At 50.1% G+C, this 15,962-nt stretch carries 16 protein-coding genes; 10 read left to right on the top strand and 6 right to left on the bottom strand.

The annotated features are described in order from the left end of the window. Positions 1-29 precede the first annotated feature (29 nt). Positions 30-836, bottom strand: a complete 807-nt coding sequence (xthA, locus tag DES37_RS18785) for an exodeoxyribonuclease III (RefSeq protein WP_036108496.1) — start codon at positions 834-836, stop codon at positions 30-32. A 428-nt stretch (positions 837-1,264) separates the two neighbouring features. Here xthA and DES37_RS18780 point away from each other — a divergent pair, with 428 nt between their 5' ends. The 8 genes from DES37_RS18780 to DES37_RS18745 all read left to right on the top strand — a co-directional run bounded on the left by DES37_RS18780 (position 1,265) and on the right by DES37_RS18745 (position 9,927). Beyond that, positions 1,265-2,485: an aspartate aminotransferase family protein gene (locus DES37_RS18780; RefSeq protein WP_110027276.1), complete on the top strand. Its 1,221-nt coding sequence runs from the start codon at positions 1,265-1,267 to the stop codon at positions 2,483-2,485. Continuing rightward, positions 2,482-3,513 carry an arginine N-succinyltransferase gene (gene astA, locus DES37_RS18775; RefSeq protein WP_110027274.1) on the top strand — a complete coding sequence of 344 codons (1,032 nt, stop codon included), beginning with the start codon at positions 2,482-2,484 and terminating at the stop codon, positions 3,511-3,513. Before DES37_RS18780 ends, astA begins: the two co-directional genes overlap by 4 nt. Beyond that, positions 3,513-4,994 carry a succinylglutamate-semialdehyde dehydrogenase gene (astD, locus tag DES37_RS18770; RefSeq protein ID WP_036108501.1) on the top strand — a complete coding sequence of 494 codons (1,482 nt, stop codon included), beginning with the start codon at positions 3,513-3,515 and terminating at the stop codon, positions 4,992-4,994. The genes astA and astD overlap by 1 nt, the downstream gene beginning before the upstream one ends. After that, positions 4,991-6,319 carry an N-succinylarginine dihydrolase gene (astB, locus tag DES37_RS18765; protein ID WP_110027272.1) on the top strand — a complete coding sequence of 443 codons (1,329 nt, stop codon included), beginning with the start codon at positions 4,991-4,993 and terminating at the stop codon, positions 6,317-6,319. Before astD ends, astB begins: the two co-directional genes overlap by 4 nt. A gap of 21 nt (positions 6,320-6,340) precedes the next feature. Then, positions 6,341-7,321, top strand: a complete 981-nt coding sequence (astE, locus tag DES37_RS18760) for a succinylglutamate desuccinylase (RefSeq protein ID WP_110027271.1) — start codon at positions 6,341-6,343, stop codon at positions 7,319-7,321. 400 nt (positions 7,322-7,721) lie between these two features. Next, entirely contained in the window at positions 7,722-8,216 is a 495-nt protein-coding gene (gene spy / locus DES37_RS18755; RefSeq protein ID WP_110027269.1) for an ATP-independent periplasmic protein-refolding chaperone Spy, read from the top strand. Positions 8,217-8,642: 426 nt separating this feature from the next. After that, positions 8,643-8,939: a YfcZ/YiiS family protein gene (locus DES37_RS18750; protein ID WP_036108506.1), complete on the top strand. Its 297-nt coding sequence runs from the start codon at positions 8,643-8,645 to the stop codon at positions 8,937-8,939. 439 nt (positions 8,940-9,378) lie between these two features. Continuing rightward, complete coding sequence (locus DES37_RS18745; RefSeq protein ID WP_036108508.1) at positions 9,379-9,927, top strand: HutD family protein; 549 nt, start codon at positions 9,379-9,381, stop codon at positions 9,925-9,927. 41 nt (positions 9,928-9,968) lie between these two features. Here DES37_RS18745 and yddG read toward each other — a convergent pair whose 3' ends face one another. After that, positions 9,969-10,910, bottom strand: coding sequence for an aromatic amino acid DMT transporter YddG (gene yddG / locus DES37_RS18740; RefSeq protein ID WP_110027267.1), 942 nt, complete (start codon positions 10,908-10,910; stop codon positions 9,969-9,971). Between the two features lie 130 nt (positions 10,911-11,040). Beyond that, positions 11,041-11,865, bottom strand: coding sequence for an ammonia-dependent NAD(+) synthetase (nadE, locus tag DES37_RS18735; protein ID WP_110027266.1), 825 nt, complete (start codon positions 11,863-11,865; stop codon positions 11,041-11,043). A 254-nt stretch (positions 11,866-12,119) separates the two neighbouring features. On the opposite strand from nadE, the gene osmE reads away from it, so the two are divergent. After that, complete coding sequence (osmE, locus tag DES37_RS18730) at positions 12,120-12,458, top strand: osmotically-inducible lipoprotein OsmE (RefSeq protein WP_110027264.1); 339 nt, start codon at positions 12,120-12,122, stop codon at positions 12,456-12,458. Between the two features lie 195 nt (positions 12,459-12,653). Then, complete coding sequence (gene cedA / locus DES37_RS18725) at positions 12,654-12,887, top strand: cell division activator CedA (RefSeq protein WP_036108512.1); 234 nt, start codon at positions 12,654-12,656, stop codon at positions 12,885-12,887. A gap of 102 nt (positions 12,888-12,989) precedes the next feature. Here cedA and DES37_RS18720 read toward each other — a convergent pair whose 3' ends face one another. From DES37_RS18720 to kduD, 3 genes are all read right to left on the bottom strand, one after another. Further along, positions 12,990-14,381, bottom strand: a complete 1,392-nt coding sequence (locus tag DES37_RS18720; RefSeq protein ID WP_110027262.1) for an L-cystine transporter — start codon at positions 14,379-14,381, stop codon at positions 12,990-12,992. 121 nt (positions 14,382-14,502) lie between these two features. Next, positions 14,503-15,093 carry a metal-dependent hydrolase gene (locus DES37_RS18715; protein ID WP_036108825.1) on the bottom strand — a complete coding sequence of 197 codons (591 nt, stop codon included), beginning with the start codon at positions 15,091-15,093 and terminating at the stop codon, positions 14,503-14,505. A gap of 105 nt (positions 15,094-15,198) precedes the next feature. Beyond that, positions 15,199-15,960, bottom strand: coding sequence for a 2-dehydro-3-deoxy-D-gluconate 5-dehydrogenase KduD (gene kduD / locus DES37_RS18710; RefSeq protein WP_110027261.1), 762 nt, complete (start codon positions 15,958-15,960; stop codon positions 15,199-15,201). Positions 15,961-15,962: the final 2 nt, after the last annotated feature.

The raw sequence follows: 15,962 nt of genomic DNA, 5'->3' as shown, positions 1-15,962 counted from the left end.
TTTCTCCCCGGGGATTCGTGATACTGGACTCAGAGTGAAAATTCAGCCCATACAGGTGCATGATCACTGGGTTTTTCCATTGCACGGATCTCGTAATCAATCCCGACTCCCGTGCAACGGCTTGCCAGAGGTTGACTGGCAAGCAACAGGTCAATACGCAGCCCGCGGTTTTCGTCAAAGCCCCGGGAGCGGTAATCAAACCACGAAAATTTATCCTGGGTATCCGGGTGAGCGGCACGGAAAGTATCAACCAGGCCCCACTCCAGCAGGCGAGCCATCCATTCACGCTCTTCCGGCAAGAAGGAACATTTGCCTGTGCGCAGCCAGCGTTTACGGCTGTCTTCACCAATACCAATGTCGTTATCTGTTGGGCTGATGTTCATATCACCCATAATCAGCACCGGATTGGTGTTGTTAAGTGATGTGGTCAGGTAATCCTGAAGATCGGCGTAGAAACGTTGTTTAGCCGGGAATTTCACCGGATGTTCACGGCTTTCACCTTGTGGAAAATAGCCGTTAATTACTGTCAGTGTTCCCAGCGCGGTTGGGATATCTGCCATGATCAGGCGCCGTTGGGCGTCCTCGTCGTCACCCGGGAAACCCCGCCGCACTGCCAGTGGCTCCGCTTTCGTTAACAGGGCAACGCCATAATGGCCTTTTTGCCCGTGGTAAAACACGTGATAACCCAGCTTTGCGACGTCTTCGAGCGGAAACATGTCGTCGTGCACTTTGGTTTCCTGTAGCCCAATCACATCTGGCTGGTGTTGTGCCACAATGGCTTCCAGTTGGTGTGGTCTTGCACGCAGTCCATTGATATTAAAAGAGATAAATTTCATCGCTCTGCTCCGCCCTGAAACAAATTTAAAACGGGATGTTAACAGAAAACCCTGGGTTGTGCTCTTCATTCCTGACAGTTTACTGCTCTTGATGTGAAAGGTTTTTGCACCTGACTGGTGCGTGCTGCACTGAAAATGCCCATTTCTGGTGAATATATTCCACGTCTGATCACAGAATCAGCATGATCTTTTATACATGCATATATTTTCTTTTTTTTATCTTGTAAGTGGCGGCCTGATGTAAATTTATTCACTTTTTATGCAAAAAAAGTGAATGGAGAGCTTTGTAACTTGTTGATTTTTGGTTTTCAAAACTGCGTTATTCACTTTTTTCTATTGGCTGGCACGTTCCCTGCAATCTACATTAGTTATCAGCAATCATTTTTTTACATAAATAAAACATTTGATTAACTAAGGCAGGCGTAATTATGGTTCAGCAAGTCACCCGGGAACAATTCGATGAGTTTATGGTTCCTGTCTATGCCCCGGCACCTTTCATACCAGTGCGGGCGGAAGGCTCACGTCTGTGGGACCAGCAGGGTAATGAGTACATTGATTTTGCCGGAGGAATTGCTGTTAATGCTCTGGGCCATGCGCACCCGGCCCTGAGAGAAGCCCTTGCGGAGCAGGCTGCCAAACTGTGGCATACCGGTAATGGCTACACGAATGAACCGATTTTACAACTTGCGCGCCAGATAACGGAAGCCACCTTCGCGGACAAAGTCTTTTTTTGTAACTCTGGTGCTGAAGCCAATGAAGCCGCACTGAAACTGGCACGTAAATATGCTCATGACCAGGCAGATGCAGAGAAAAGCCAGATTATTGCGTTCAATAATGCGTTCCATGGCCGCACACTGTTTACTGTGTCCACGGGGGGGCAACCGGCTTATTCCCGGGATTTTGCGCCGCTTCCCCCGCACATTGACCATGTAACATTTAACGATCTCGAGTCTGTCCGTGCGGTGATGAGTGAAAAAACCTGTGCGGTTATTGTTGAGCCGATTCAGGGAGAAGGCGGGGTAATCCCGGCTTCACCAGCGTTCCTGCAAGGTTTGCGTACATTGTGTGACCAGTTCAATGCCATCCTGATATTTGATGAAGTTCAAACGGGGGTTGGCAGAACAGGGGATTTGTATGCCTACCAGCATTACGGTGTGGTGCCTGATATTTTGACCACGGCCAAAGCACTTGGCGGTGGCTTTCCTATTGGCGCGATGTTAACTACCGCGCGAATTGCCACGCACTTTACACCAGGCACCCATGGTACAACTTATGGCGGGAATGCACTGGCTGGCGCTGTTGCCGGGCGTGCGTTCTCACTTATTAATACACCTGAAATGCTTGCAGGAGTTAAGCATCGCCACGCACTGTTTGTTGCGCAACTTGATGAACTGAATCACCACCTTGGGTTGTTTCGTGATATCCGCGGTATGGGGCTGCTGATTGGCTGCGAACTGAATGAGGCACATGCGGGAAAAGCCAAACTGATTTCACAGCGTGCGGCACAGGAAGGGGTAATGATTCTGATTGCCGGAGCGGGTGTGGTGCGCTTTGCCCCGGCCCTGAATATACCTGAAGAAGATATTCGCGAAGGGCTCAACCGGCTGAAACGTGCCTGTGAAGCATTAATTGCCGAGGGGGCGTTATGATGGTCATTCGCCCTGTCAGGCATGATGATTTGGCCGGGTTATTACACCTTGCCAGTAAGACAGGTGGCGGCCTGACTTCTTTGCCTGAAGATGCGGATACACTGCGCTGCCGTATTTCCCGCTCTGTTGATACCTGGGCCGGTGTTTTGCCCCGGGCTGAACAAGGCTATGTCTTTGTTCTGGAAGACACAGAAAGTGGGCAGGTGGCAGGGATTTGCGCTATTGAAGTTGCCGTGGGGCTGACGGAGCCCTGGTATAACTACCGGGTTGGTACTTTGGTTCATGCCTCAAAAGAGCTGGATATTTATAACGCATTACCCACGTTGTTTCTCAGTAACGACCATACCGGTAGTAGTGAGTTGTGTACGCTCTTTTTAGATCCAGACTGGCGGCACTCCTCAAATGGCTACTTGCTGTCCAAATCCCGCTTCTTATTTATGGCCGCGTTCAAAGAAGCGTTCAGTAATAAAGTGGTTGCAGAGATGCGCGGCGTTATTGATGAACAAGGCTTCTCGCCGTTTTGGGAGAGTCTGGGGCAGCGTTTTTTCTCGATGCCTTTTTCTCGGGCAGATTATTTGTGCGGAACCGGCCAAAAAGCCTTCATTGCTGAATTGATGCCCAAACATCCCATATATACAGATTTTCTGTCTGAACAGGCTCGCGCCGTGATTGGTGAAGTGCACCCTCAAACGGCACCTGCCCGCCGTGTACTGGAAAAAGAAGGTTTCCGCTACCAAAACTATGTCGATATTTTTGATGGCGGCCCGACGCTTGAGTGCGACCTGAATGCTATCCGTGCTATTGCCGACAGCAGGCAACTCACCGTGAAGATTTGTGAGACCCAACAGGATTCACTGCCTTTGTGCCTGGTGGCGAATGACGACTACGAAAATTATCGCGCAACATTAATTCACGCAGACCCGCAGGGTTCATACCTGGAAATGGATGCGGCAACCGCAAATGTACTGAATTGCCAGGCAGGCAGTACTGTACGGTTAGTTCAGCTATGCCCGGAGGAGACAAAATAATGACACAGTGGATTAATGGTGAATGGCTACCCGGTACTGCCAGTGCCATGGAAAAACGTGACCCAGTAAACATGGATTTATTATGGCAGGGGCGCAGTGCCGACAGTATTCAGGTAGATCTGGCCTGCCAGGCTGCCCGCGGTGCATTTCCTGAGTGGGCTCGCCGGACGTTGGCTGAACGCCAGGCTATTATTGAAGCCTTTGTCGGGTTACTGGAGCAACATAAAACCCGGCTCACGGCAACCATCTCCCGCGAGACGGGTAAACCCCGTTGGGAAGCCGCGACTGAAGTGACAGCAATGATCAATAAGCTGGCTATCTCAGTCAAAGCGTATGAACAGCGTACAGGTGAACAGGTGTCACCGCTGGCAGATGGCGCCGCTTCATTACGCCATCGCCCTCATGGCGTTCTGGCTGTCTTCGGGCCGTATAACTTTCCCGGTCACTTGCCGAACGGGCATATCATTCCGGCACTCCTGGCCGGGAATACTGTGGTATTTAAACCCAGCGAACTGACGCCAGGTACTGGCGAATGTGTAATGCGCTTATGGGAACTGGCTGGTATTCCCGCGGGGGTTATCAATTTGCTGCAAGGTGGCCGGGAAACCGGGCAGGCGCTGGCCGCTAACCCGGAACTTGACGGTTTGCTGTTTACCGGAAGCTCAGGTACTGGTTTCCAGCTACACCGGCAATTCGCCGGGCAACCGGACAAAATTTTGGCACTGGAAATGGGGGGCAATAACCCTCTGATAGTTGACGACCCTGCTGATATTGATGCGGCTGTGCATATCGCAATTCAGTCTGCTTTTATTACTGCCGGCCAGCGTTGTACCTGCGCTCGTCGCTTGCTTGTGAAAAATGGCCCTGCCGGGGATGCATTTTTAGACCGTTTGGTGGAAGTTGCAGGGCGCATTCAGCCAGGTGCGTGGGACAATAATCCGCAACCCTTTATGGGTGGGCTGGTTTCGGCTCATGCTGCTTTGCATGTATTAAAGGCCTGGCAGGGGCATCTGGACCGTGGTGGCAAACCTTTACTGGCACCGCGTATCCTTGAGGCCGGAACATCACTGATAACACCGGGCATCGTTCTGGTTAACACGGCGCAAGAGGTGCCGGATGAAGAGGTGTTTGGCCCGCTGTTGACGGTTTGGCGTTACAACACACTGGATGATGCGATTACTCTGGCGAACCAGACTCGCTTTGGCCTGGCATGCGGGTTAATTTCACCGGATCGAGCGGCATTTGACCGGTTATTGGTTGAGGCGCGAGCCGGCATTGTTAACTGGAACAAACCGTTAACCGGTGCGGCCAGTAGTGCACCTTTTGGTGGTGTTGGGGCTTCGGGCAACCACCGCCCCGGAGCCTGGTATGCCGCAGATTACTGCGCCTGGCCTGTGGCTTCACTGGAAAGTGATAGCCTGATAATGCCTGAAACACTTAACCCAGGGCTGGATTTTAGCGCCGGAGAGCAGCAAGCATGAATGTTCGTGAAGCAAATTTCGATGGTTTACCCGGGCTGACTCACCACTATGCGGGGCTGTCATTTGGTAACGAGGCATCTGCACGCCATCAGTACCAGGTATCGAACCCAAAACTTGCAGCTAAACAAAGCCTGCTGAAAATGAAAACCCTGGCGGATGCCGGGTTTTGGCAGGGCGTTATTCCACCGCAGGCCCGGCCAAATATTCCGGTATTGCGCCAGCTTGGTTTTACCGGGAGTGACAGCGAGGTACTGGCAAAATCCTGGAAGTATTCGCCAGACCTGCTGTCTGCAGCCAGTTCTGCGTCATCAATGTGGGTGGCTAATGCGGCAACAGTCTGCCCGTCGGCCGATGCGCTGGATAACCGGGTTCATTTTACTGTTGCCAATCTGAATAATAAATTTCACCGGGCAAGTGAAGCGCAGCAAACAGAACGCACCTTGCGAGCGATATTTGCTTCCGGGCAACACTTTGCCGTGCATGAGGCGCTGCCGCAGGTGGGCTTATTTGGCGATGAAGGGGCCGCCAACCATAATCGTTTTGGCGGTGCTTATGGTGAGCCGGGTCTTCAGCTCTTTGTCTATGGGCGTCAGGGTAATGCAGATGGGCTGGCGCCTTCTCGTTATCCCGCTCGCCAGACCCGGGAAGCCAGTGAAGCCGTGGCCCGGTTGAATCAGGTTCGTCCCGGTTCTTTACTCTTTGCTCAGCAAAACCCCGCGGTTATTGACCAGGGTGTATTCCACAATGATGTTATTGCGGTCAGTAACCAGCAGGTACTGTTCTGCCACGAACAGGCATTTGTCGACCAGCAGGCCTTGTTAAGTACTCTTCATGAGCGGGTTCCGGGTTTTTGCCCGTTGGTTGTCCCTTCCCAGGCGGTATCTGTTGCCGATGCGGTAAATACCTATTTGTTTAACAGCCAATTGCTGAGTAACGAATCGGGGGCAATGACTCTGGTTCTGCCACAGGAAGCGCGCGAGCATGAAGGTGTCTGGCAGTACCTGAACCTTCTGTTAGCGGAAGATAACCCGGTTGAGATGCTACAAGTTTTCGACTTACGGGAAAGTATGGCAAATGGTGGTGGGCCTGCCTGCCTGCGCCTGCGAGTGGTTTTGACCGAAGAAGAATACCAGGCGGTTAATCCGGCAGTAATTATGAATGATACTCTGTTCACTGCGCTGAATCAGTGGGTTGACCGGTGGTATCGTGACCGCCTGACTCAGGCCGACCTGGTGGACCCACAATTGTTGCAAGAGGGGCAGGATGCGCTTGATGAACTGACCCGGATACTTAACCTGGGCGCTGTTTACCCATTTCAGCAATAACCACCACAGTGAGATGTAACAATGGATGAGTTTGTACAAACAACACTGGCAGGTTTGGTTCCTGCACAGAAAAAAGGAGAAGGCCCCGGGTTTCGCTGGCAATGGCTGGAGCAGGGCGTTATCCGGTTAACACCACACAGCAAGGTGACACGGTCTTTAGTGTTGTCGGCCGGAATCCATGGTAATGAAACCGCGCCGGTGGAAATATTATCGCAAGTACTTGATGCTTTGTGGCGTGGTGAAATTGTTTTATGCTGGGATGTCCTGGTTGTGCTGGGTAATCCACTGGCACTGCAAACCGGCAAGCGCTACCAGGCCTGCGACCTTAACCGCATGTTTGGTGGGCGTTGGGAAGCATTTGAACCCGGAACCGAACGCGCGCGAGCTGAGCTGCTTGAGCAGGCGGTTGGCGGCTTTTTCGCAAACAGCCCACCAGTACGCTGGCATTTGGATATGCACACAGCCATTCGTGGCTCACTCCACCCGCGTTTTGGGGTTTTACCTGCCCGTAATGCCGCCTGGCCCGCGGCTTTTTTGCAGTGGCTGGAGATGGCTGGTTTGGAAGCACTGGTCTTTCACCAGACCCCGGGGGGAACCTTCACACATTTCACGGCGCAATATTATGATGCCCTTAGTTGCACAATGGAATTGGGTAAAGCAATGCCATTCGGGCAAAATAATTTGAATGCGTTCTCTGCTGCCCGGCATGCGCTGGAGGAATTGTTAGGCAAGGGCCCGGAAGCAGTACCGGTAGTGCAGCAACCTGTTGCGCGTTGCTACAAAGTGAGCCAGCAGCTGACTCGAACAGGAGAGGCATTTATTCTGCACATTCCTGATGATACGGTAAATTTCACGCCGTTCAGTAAAGGGGAGTTATTAGCAGAGGATGGCGACAATAAACAGGTGGTTCAGCAAGAAACTGAGTATGTGTTATTCCCCAACCGGTTGGTGGCACCTGGCCTGCGTGCCGGGCTGATGCTGGCCGAGATACCTCATCCTTAGGGAGCCTTCTGTACTTGCTACTATGGACCATGGATGGTGCAGCTATTTCTCTGAACCAGTGTTGTTGCTGAATAACCACATACCAGGAACAGACAACCAGCACTATTCTGGTATTGAGCACAGTTTGGGAATAAATAAATCAGTGAATATGCTTCCTCTCTATGCTAAATTAATAATCAATTATGAAGTCTTCGCCATGCTTTAAATATATCCTCATTAATTCTCCTTATTTTCATCATAATTGACTTGTTTTTGTTTTTTATCCTTTCATGGTTTTACGCACGCTTTGGTTTGTTGACGAATTAGCGCGTAAGATTATTTTCGTCAACGCAACAGAACGTTGTTGCTTATTTAAATGAATCCGTAAGTTAGGGTTCGTTCTATAAAGAAAGGATAATATATGCGTAAGTTAACTGCGATTTTAGTAGCATCTGGTCTGGCCCTTGGCGCAGCTAATCTGGCCCACGCTAATGATACCTCTGCACAGACTTCAGATAATGGCCGTCCTGTGATGAAACACCACCGTGGTCACCCTGGTGGCCCCGAAGAGATGATGTTCCGTGGGCTGAATCTGTCAGATGCCCAGAAACAGCAAGTTCGCGACATCATGAAAGCGCAACGCGAAGAAATGAAACGTCCGTCCGTGGAAGAGCGCCAGGCAATGCACGATATTATTGCCAGTGATACATTCGACAGCGCGAAAGCACAGGCTCAGGTCGATAAAATGTCACAGCAAAACAAACAGCGTATGCTGGCTCGTATGGAAACGCAGAACAAGATGTACAACATCCTGACACCTGAGCAGAAAAAACAATTTAATGCCAATTTTGAGAAGCATCTTAAAGATAAAGGCCCTGCAGAAGGTAAAATGCCACCTCCACCAGCAGGTGAGTAACCAAACTTAACTCACAGCCAGTGAGCCAGATTGAATGCGGTGTTGCTCTGGTAATATTCAACTGTGGCGCACACCCATAAATATGCAAGCTGAACCTATCCAGAACCGTCATTTTTGCCCATCAAATCAGTACTGGTGGGCATGGGTGGCGGTTCTACTCTTTTAATGGCAGATTATTCTTATTTCCCTGTCCACTTTATTTATCTGTTGTCATTAGCAAAACATGGCGGCATACCCAGATCAAAAAACAGCGCTGGATAATTGTGGGCAATCGCGGGTTATTATGATCCTGGTCAATCTACACATAAAGGCATTGCGGTTTATACTAACGCTATGTTTATATGCCGGTGGCTTCAGGTTGGCTCCTTTCGCACCATCCGGCGTGTTGTATTAATAACTGTATCAACAATAACCATGGAATAGCAGATGAAAACAACCTGTGATAGCACGTCAACACGTGAAAAAGAGACCTGCGGCTGCATGGATGTCGGCACCATTCTCGACAATACAGATTGCATCGCAACTTACAGCAAACAATTTGCGACTAAAGAGGACGCGCTGGCAGCACAGGAGTCCCTGGTTGCTAAAGCCCGGGGCATTGAATCCGAACCTTGCCAGATCTCTGCTGATTTAACCCAGGCGGGCGATGCTTACCAACTTGATATGAGTTTTGTGTTCAGCTGCCAGGCTGAAACGCTGATTTTTCAGTTAGGTACTCGCTGATCTTTTTCCCACAGGGTGAGGATAGCCTCATTCCTGTGGGTTGCGCTTTCCAGTCCTTCACCTTCCCAGAATTTGCCCCAGATCGTGTTTTTACGACACCGGTGTCCAAAAAAACATCACTGATTTATAGTGCCTATTGCCAGCAGATTTTTTATAGATATTCTCATATATCAGCGACACAGCATGCATGGCGGTCTGGTATACAAACAACTACCTTCTCCGGCCATGCCAATAGCACAAATAAAGCATACCCTGACTATGCCGGTAGCATTTTGTACGCCAGGTAATATGGCGGCGGGGAATGCGATAAAAGTACGCTGCACTCGGTGCCAGGAATGGCAATACCTGGGCTTCAGGGGATTTCGCACGTTTGATACGTGTTTTTTTGATGGTGGGTATGAGAGCCGGCTAAGAATGGCGGCAGGCTCCAGGAGTCACAATGGAATTTTTCGAACTAAGCAAACTCCCGGTTAACTTGTGGCGTAATGGCGCGGGTGAGTCCCGGGAGATTTGTTGTTTTCCTCCGGATACAGGCAATTTCAACTGGCGAGCAAGTATTGCTTCCCTGGCCAGTAGTGGTGAGTTTGCTTCTTTTGACGATGTGGACCGGGCGATAACCTTACTGGAAGGTGGGGAAGTGTTGCTGGATGGTGTGGGGAATTCTGGGCATGTGTTAAAGCGCCATCAGCCCTTTTTTTTCCCAGGGGATAAACGTGTTTATGCGGAATTAACCCAGGGAATGATGTCAATGAACTTTAACCTGATTACTCAACGGGCGCGTTGCAAGGCGCGAACACGTGTAGCCGACAGAACCTTTAGCACACTTGGTACCAGGGGCGGAATAGCTTACGTATTAAGTGGTGAGTGGCAGTTTGGTGACAAACTGTTACGCCCGGACCAGGGCGCCTGGTGGAGCGATGGGTTGCACACAGTCAGGTTATTACAAAATACCGGCACATTGCTTTATAGCGAAATCACCTATCTTTAGCCTGCAACGACTCCGGCATGCGCGCCGGAGTCAGGTATTATTCATTCTTTGGTTGAAGAGGCGGATACAAGGTCTGAATGTGTTGAGGCTTTCCGTGTCGCCAGCCAGCATAACAGCGACCCTGCCACAACCAAAAATACGCCCTGCCAGAAACCCCATCCAGGCGTCAGCCCCAGCCATAATGAAGCAATGAAGGCCGAAAGCACCGGCGTGAAATACGAGGCTGTTGCCAACAATGTCAGGTTGCCATGCTGTAACCCCTGGTTCCAGGCTGAGTAGGCGACAGCGGTTGAAATCCCCATAAACAGCAGTTCAAGCGTTGCTCCGCCAGTGATATGCATGGGAGGTTGTGGAAAAAGCAAATATTTCACCCAGAGCACCAGCGCCGTAGCACAGAAAAAAAGGGGCACAGGGTTTTGCCCGTCAGACCAGCGCCGCGTAAGATTACAATAGAGTGCCCAGATAATGGCGGCACCAAACGCCAGCCCGTATGCGACCGGGTTACCAGCCAGGTTATGCAGCAGCATCGCCGGGCTCCAGTCAGTATCGCCGCGCATAACCTGTATGACACCGCCAAGTGCCAGTAATAAACCAGGTACAATAAACCACTGTGCCCGTTGCTGGTTAATATACAGTGCGAACAACAATGTCAGGCCGGGCCATAAATAATTGATCATGCCCATTTCAAGTGCTTGCGTACGGGTGCTGGCGAGGCCAATAGCCAACGCCAGGCTGATTTCATACACCACAAAGAGTATACCTGCGGCAAGCATGCGCCATGACAGTACCAACTGAGGCAATGCCCGCCTGTTGCTGATAACAAGGCAAATAGAGCTTATTGTATAGATAAGTGCCGCCCCACCTGTCGGGCCAAGTGCCTCACTGATGCTGCGCAGTAACCCGACAGAAGTGCTCCAAAGTAATATTGCCAGCAACCCGGCAATAGTGGCCCGGGAGCCAGTTAAACGCGGCATAATCGTCATCCTGAATGGAGTAGCGGCCTGTTCGCAGGCCTGGATAAGAGAAGAAATAACCAGCCGGGAGAAAATCGGTTATTGCTTTAGTCGTTGGTAGCGCGTGCTGAAACAATAACCGGTGGTAATTAAAGGCGGCTTATTTCCAGAAGTCGTCGAATACTGTAATTGGTGGGCGGCGTTTGTGCTCGGTTTTAATATACCAACCTTCAATAATTTGGCTGACTGCGCTGTCGAGGGTTTTGCCTTCCAGGTAGTCGTCAATTTGTGCGTAGGTCACGCCCAAAGCAGCTTCATCGGGCAGAGAAGGGCGGTCATCTTCCAGGTCTGCAGTTGGGGCTTTGATATATAAATGTTCCGGGCAGCCCAGTAATTTCAGTAGCTGTTTCCCCTGGCGCTTATTCAGCCGGAAAATAGGGTTGATATCAGTGCCGCCATCACCGTATTTGGTGAAGAAGCCAGTAACAGCCTCTGCTGCGTGGTCCGTGCCCACAACAACACCGTGCGTCATGCCTGCAATGCTGTACTGTGCTTTCATGCGTTCACGGGCTTTTTCATTGCCACGCACAAAATCACTCAGCGTAATGCCGGCGTCTTTCAATGTTTGTTCGCTTGCCAGTACGGCTGCTTTGATATTCACCGTCAATACCCGGTCTGGCTGGATAAAGTTGATAGCATCCTGGCAGTCCTGTTCATCGGCCTGGACACCATAAGGCAGGCGTACAGCAATAAACTGGTAGCTGTTATCACCCGTTTCCTCTCGCAATTCACGAATTGCCATTTGGCAAAGCGTGCCTGTCAGAGTGGAGTCCTGACCGCCACTCAGGCCCAGAATCAGGCTTTTTAAGAACGGGTAGCGCAAGAGGTAAGCTTTGAGAAAGTCGACGCTACGGCGAACTTCTTGCTGAGGGTCGATTTGTGGTTGTACGCCTAACGCCTGAATAATTTCTTGTTGCAGAGTCATTTGAGCCTCTCCTGTCCGCGGGCCTGATAAGGCCTGGTGGCAAAAAACAGATACGCTAAAACTACCGCTTTGCCATTAAAACAACAAGCTGTGTGCAATAGTAAAAACCTCTGAGTGCTGGAAATTAAAGCAGTTTTATGCAAATTTCCCTGGAAAAGAATAGTCTGAAAGTGGTTCAATTTCTGCTATCAGGTTGAAAAAACGGGGGCGGTCAACCAGGCTTGACTGGAACCGCAACGAAAGGAGGATGAAATATGAACAAAAATGTAACAGGGTTAGTCACAGTAGCGGCGGTACTGGTAGTTCTGGCGGGCTGTACAACTTATGACAGAGCAAAAGATCAATTTTCCGAACCTGTCGTGAAAGATGTCAAAAAAGGTATGACGCGTGAGCAGGTAAGCCAGATTGCCGGTAAACCCGCTTCTGAAGTCACTATGATCCATGCACGTGGCACATGCCAGACGTATATTCTCGGCAAACGTGACGGGCAAATGGAAACCTACTTTGTGGCGCTGGATGATACGGGTCATGTGAGGAACTCTGGGTATCAAACCTGTGCGGAATACGACTCAGACCCGCAAACCCATAAATAATCTTTTCTGGCTCTGTCAGTTTTTTACCTAAAATGCCAAAAAACGATTTTGAGACCGTTTTTTGGCATTTCCTGCCCAATCTGTGAGCTGGTGTGCCAGAGAATACTGATGTTGCCATTTTCAGAGAAAGCACTGCAGAGAAAAATCCGTTATTATGGGTGCTATTGTTAACGTGTTTTATTGTATTTTCCCGTTATGAAAACATTTCGTCACCCAAATAAAGCGATTATTACGTATAAACCGCGAGTGGAGCCTGCTCCGCCTGATCATGCATGGCGTGTAGAAGGTTTCAAAGATGTCTATTTATTGCGTGGCAACTATGTCGCTTTTGTTCTGGTGGGAAGTAGTTTCCAGCGCTCTCCTGTTTTCACGTTACCGGAATCTGCTCAGCGCTGGGCAAACCAGGTACGACAGGATAATGATATTTAAATAAGCGGGCAGATACATTATGAATCTGTAACCGCCCCGGTTCAGGGGCGGTTTTCTCGTGAGAGAGTTTCTTTAATTATTCAGCAACCGTTCAGCCAGTGCTTAAAGTTGGGCCAGTTCAGTATCGTCATCACTGTGCAAACGGCTGGAATCTGTTTGTTTCATTAACTGGCTGGTCACTGTTCCTGCAGTCATGGCACCATTGACGTTCAGAGCGGTTCTGCCCATATCAATGAGTGGTTCAACTGAGATAAGCAGCGCAACCAGTGTTACCGGCAGCCCCATTGCAGGCAGAACAATTAGCGCTGCGAATGTTGCACCACCCCCAACGCCAGCCACACCAGCAGAACTTAGTGTAACAATGCCTGCCAGTGTGGCAATCCATACCGGGTCCATTGGGTTGATGCCGACAGTTGGCGCGACCATCACCGCAAGCATGGCCGGGTACAGGCCCGCACAACCATTCTGACCAATCGTTGCCCCAAAAGAAGCAGCGAATGTAGCAATAGATTCAGGAACACCCAGGCGGCGTGTTTGTGCCTCAACATTCAGTGGAATGGACGCCGCGCTGGAGCGGCTGGTGAACGCAAAAGTCAGTACCGGCCATACCTTACGGAAATATTTAACTGGGCTGACACCTGCAATGCTCAAAATAATGCCATGCACCACAAACATAATGGCAAGCCCAAGGTAGGAAGCCACCACAAAACTCCCCAGTTTGATGATGTCATGCATGTTTGACCCGGCGACGACTTTTGTCATTAAGGCCAGGACACCATAAGGTGTCAGTTGCATCACGAGACGTACCAGTTTCATAACCCAGCTTTGCATGACATCAATGCCGGCGATAACCCGCTCACCCTTTGGTTTATCATCGGCAAGGAGCTTGAGTGCCGCCACACCCAGAAATACAGCAAAAATGACAACGCTGATAATGGACGTGGGGTTTGCACCGGTCAGGTCGGCAAAAGGATTTTTGGGAATAAACGAGAGTAACAACTGTGGGACACTGAGATCGGCCACTTTGCCCATGTACTGGGTTTCCAGGGTACTTAACCGGGTGCTTTCAGCTGCTCCCTGAACCAAACCTTCGGCAGTGAGGCCAAACAGGTTGGTGACAAAAATGCCCACCAGTGCGGCAATCAGCGTAGTAAACAGCAGAGTGCCGATAGTGAGAACGCTTATCTTACCCAGAGAAGACGCGTTATGCAGACGGGCAACTGCACTCAGAATCGATGCAAACACCAGCGGCATTACAATCATTTGCAGTAATTGCACGTAGCCATTACCCACAATATTGAACCACTGTACTGATTGACTGAGGACGGGGCTGTTGTCACCATAAATCAGTTGTAAGCCCAGGCCGAAAAATACGCCCAGAACCAGCCCCAGCAAGACTTTCTTCGCCAGGCTCCAGTTAGTTTTACGAGTGGTGGCAAGTCCCATTAGTAAAATAACAAACACAACAAGGTTTGCTATAAGTGGAAGATTCATCTCCATTCTCCTGATTCTATTTTTACCCTTTTCCGGGCTCGCACGAAGAATAGCAGATGACGTTTAGCGTTGATTATAACTAAACGTTATTTATTATGTTTTTTGCGGTATTGTTGGCGAATTATTCTTCTTTATGTGCGGTTACATAGCGGTAAAATGCATTTTGTAGCGCATTAATGGTTTGTGATGACCAGCGCACAGCGCTGTTTTCTGGTAATGATTGTGGCATCCATAAAGCAAAACTGAACAGGGCGATACATAGTACACGCTCAAGTTGGTTACCTTTTTGAGGGCGAATAACCGGCAGACAAAAGCGCCAGCGGCACGGCCACAATAGTGGTACCCCAGCAGGCGTCAGCATATCAGCGAGGATATGGCTGAGGTAACCGATGACCATACCCTGCAACACATCCGCAGGGATAATCCAGCTTTGGGGTACTTTTAAATAAAACAAAGCCAGGGTAACAAATACAGCCAACAAACTGTGGGTAAACCCACGGTGCCCAAAAGCTCGAGCGATGGGTTTGGATAACCAACTGAGCCGTTGGCCGAGAAATGACTTTGGGTGGTCAATATCGGGCAGTAAGCAGGTCAGCACTGCTGCGGGCACGACATGCCACCAGTCACCATCGGTGAGTACAGGTGTCAGTTGCGCGTTTTTTGCAAACACGGCGCAGGCAATAGAAAAGAGCAGGTGACCTTCGGCCGTCATGATAAAACCCGGTATAACTGTCAATTCATCCAGTATAGGGTTTTTATACAGTGGGAAAAAGAGGTGACGTTGTAACACTTTGTCAATATCACCTCAAGTGGTTAATTATCGTGCCAACCAGCCACCATCCACGGCCAGTGTGTAACCATTGATATAGTCAGAAGCACCCGAGGCCAGAAAAACGGCAGGTCCTTTTAAATCCTGAGGTGTGCCCCAACGGCCCGCAGGAATGCGCTCCAGAATGGCCAGGTTACGTGCTTCGTCATCACGCAGTTGCTGGGTATTGTTGGTCGCCATATAACCCGGAGCGATCGCATTCACATTTATTCCGTGAATGGCCCATTCGTTTGCCATTAAACGAGTTAACCCCAGAACACCACTTTTAGACGCAGTATATGACGGAACACGAATACCACCCTGGAAAGAGAGCATGGAGGCAATATTGATGATCTTTCCTCCTGAACCCTGTGCTATGAATTGCCGCGCAACGGCCTGAGAAAGAAAGAATACTGACTTCAGGTTCAAATTGATGACATCGTCCCAGTCTTTTTCGCTGAAGTTGATGGCATCGTTACGGCGAATCATACCCGCGTTATTAACCAGAATATCCAGACGACCCATTTCACTAACAGCCTGTGCCACCAGGCCGGGAATAGGTTCCTGGCTGCTCAGATCTGCCTGTAAAGCCAGAAAACGCCTGCCCAGCGCGGTAACCTGTTCGGCTGTTTCGTGGGGGATTTTACGGTTGACGCTGATAATATCGCATCCGGCTTCCGCCAGCGCCAACGCCATTCCCTGACCCAGACCCGTGTCACAGCCAGTGACCATGGCAACTTTCCCGGCCAGGTTAAACGCGTTTAATATCATAT

It is taken from the genome of Mangrovibacter plantisponsor (genome assembly GCF_003182475.1).
GTDB lineage: Bacteria > Pseudomonadota > Gammaproteobacteria > Enterobacterales > Enterobacteriaceae > Mangrovibacter > Mangrovibacter plantisponsor.
Note: the sequence above shows the minus strand (reverse complement) of the source record. Positions and strands in the feature narration are given on the sequence as shown.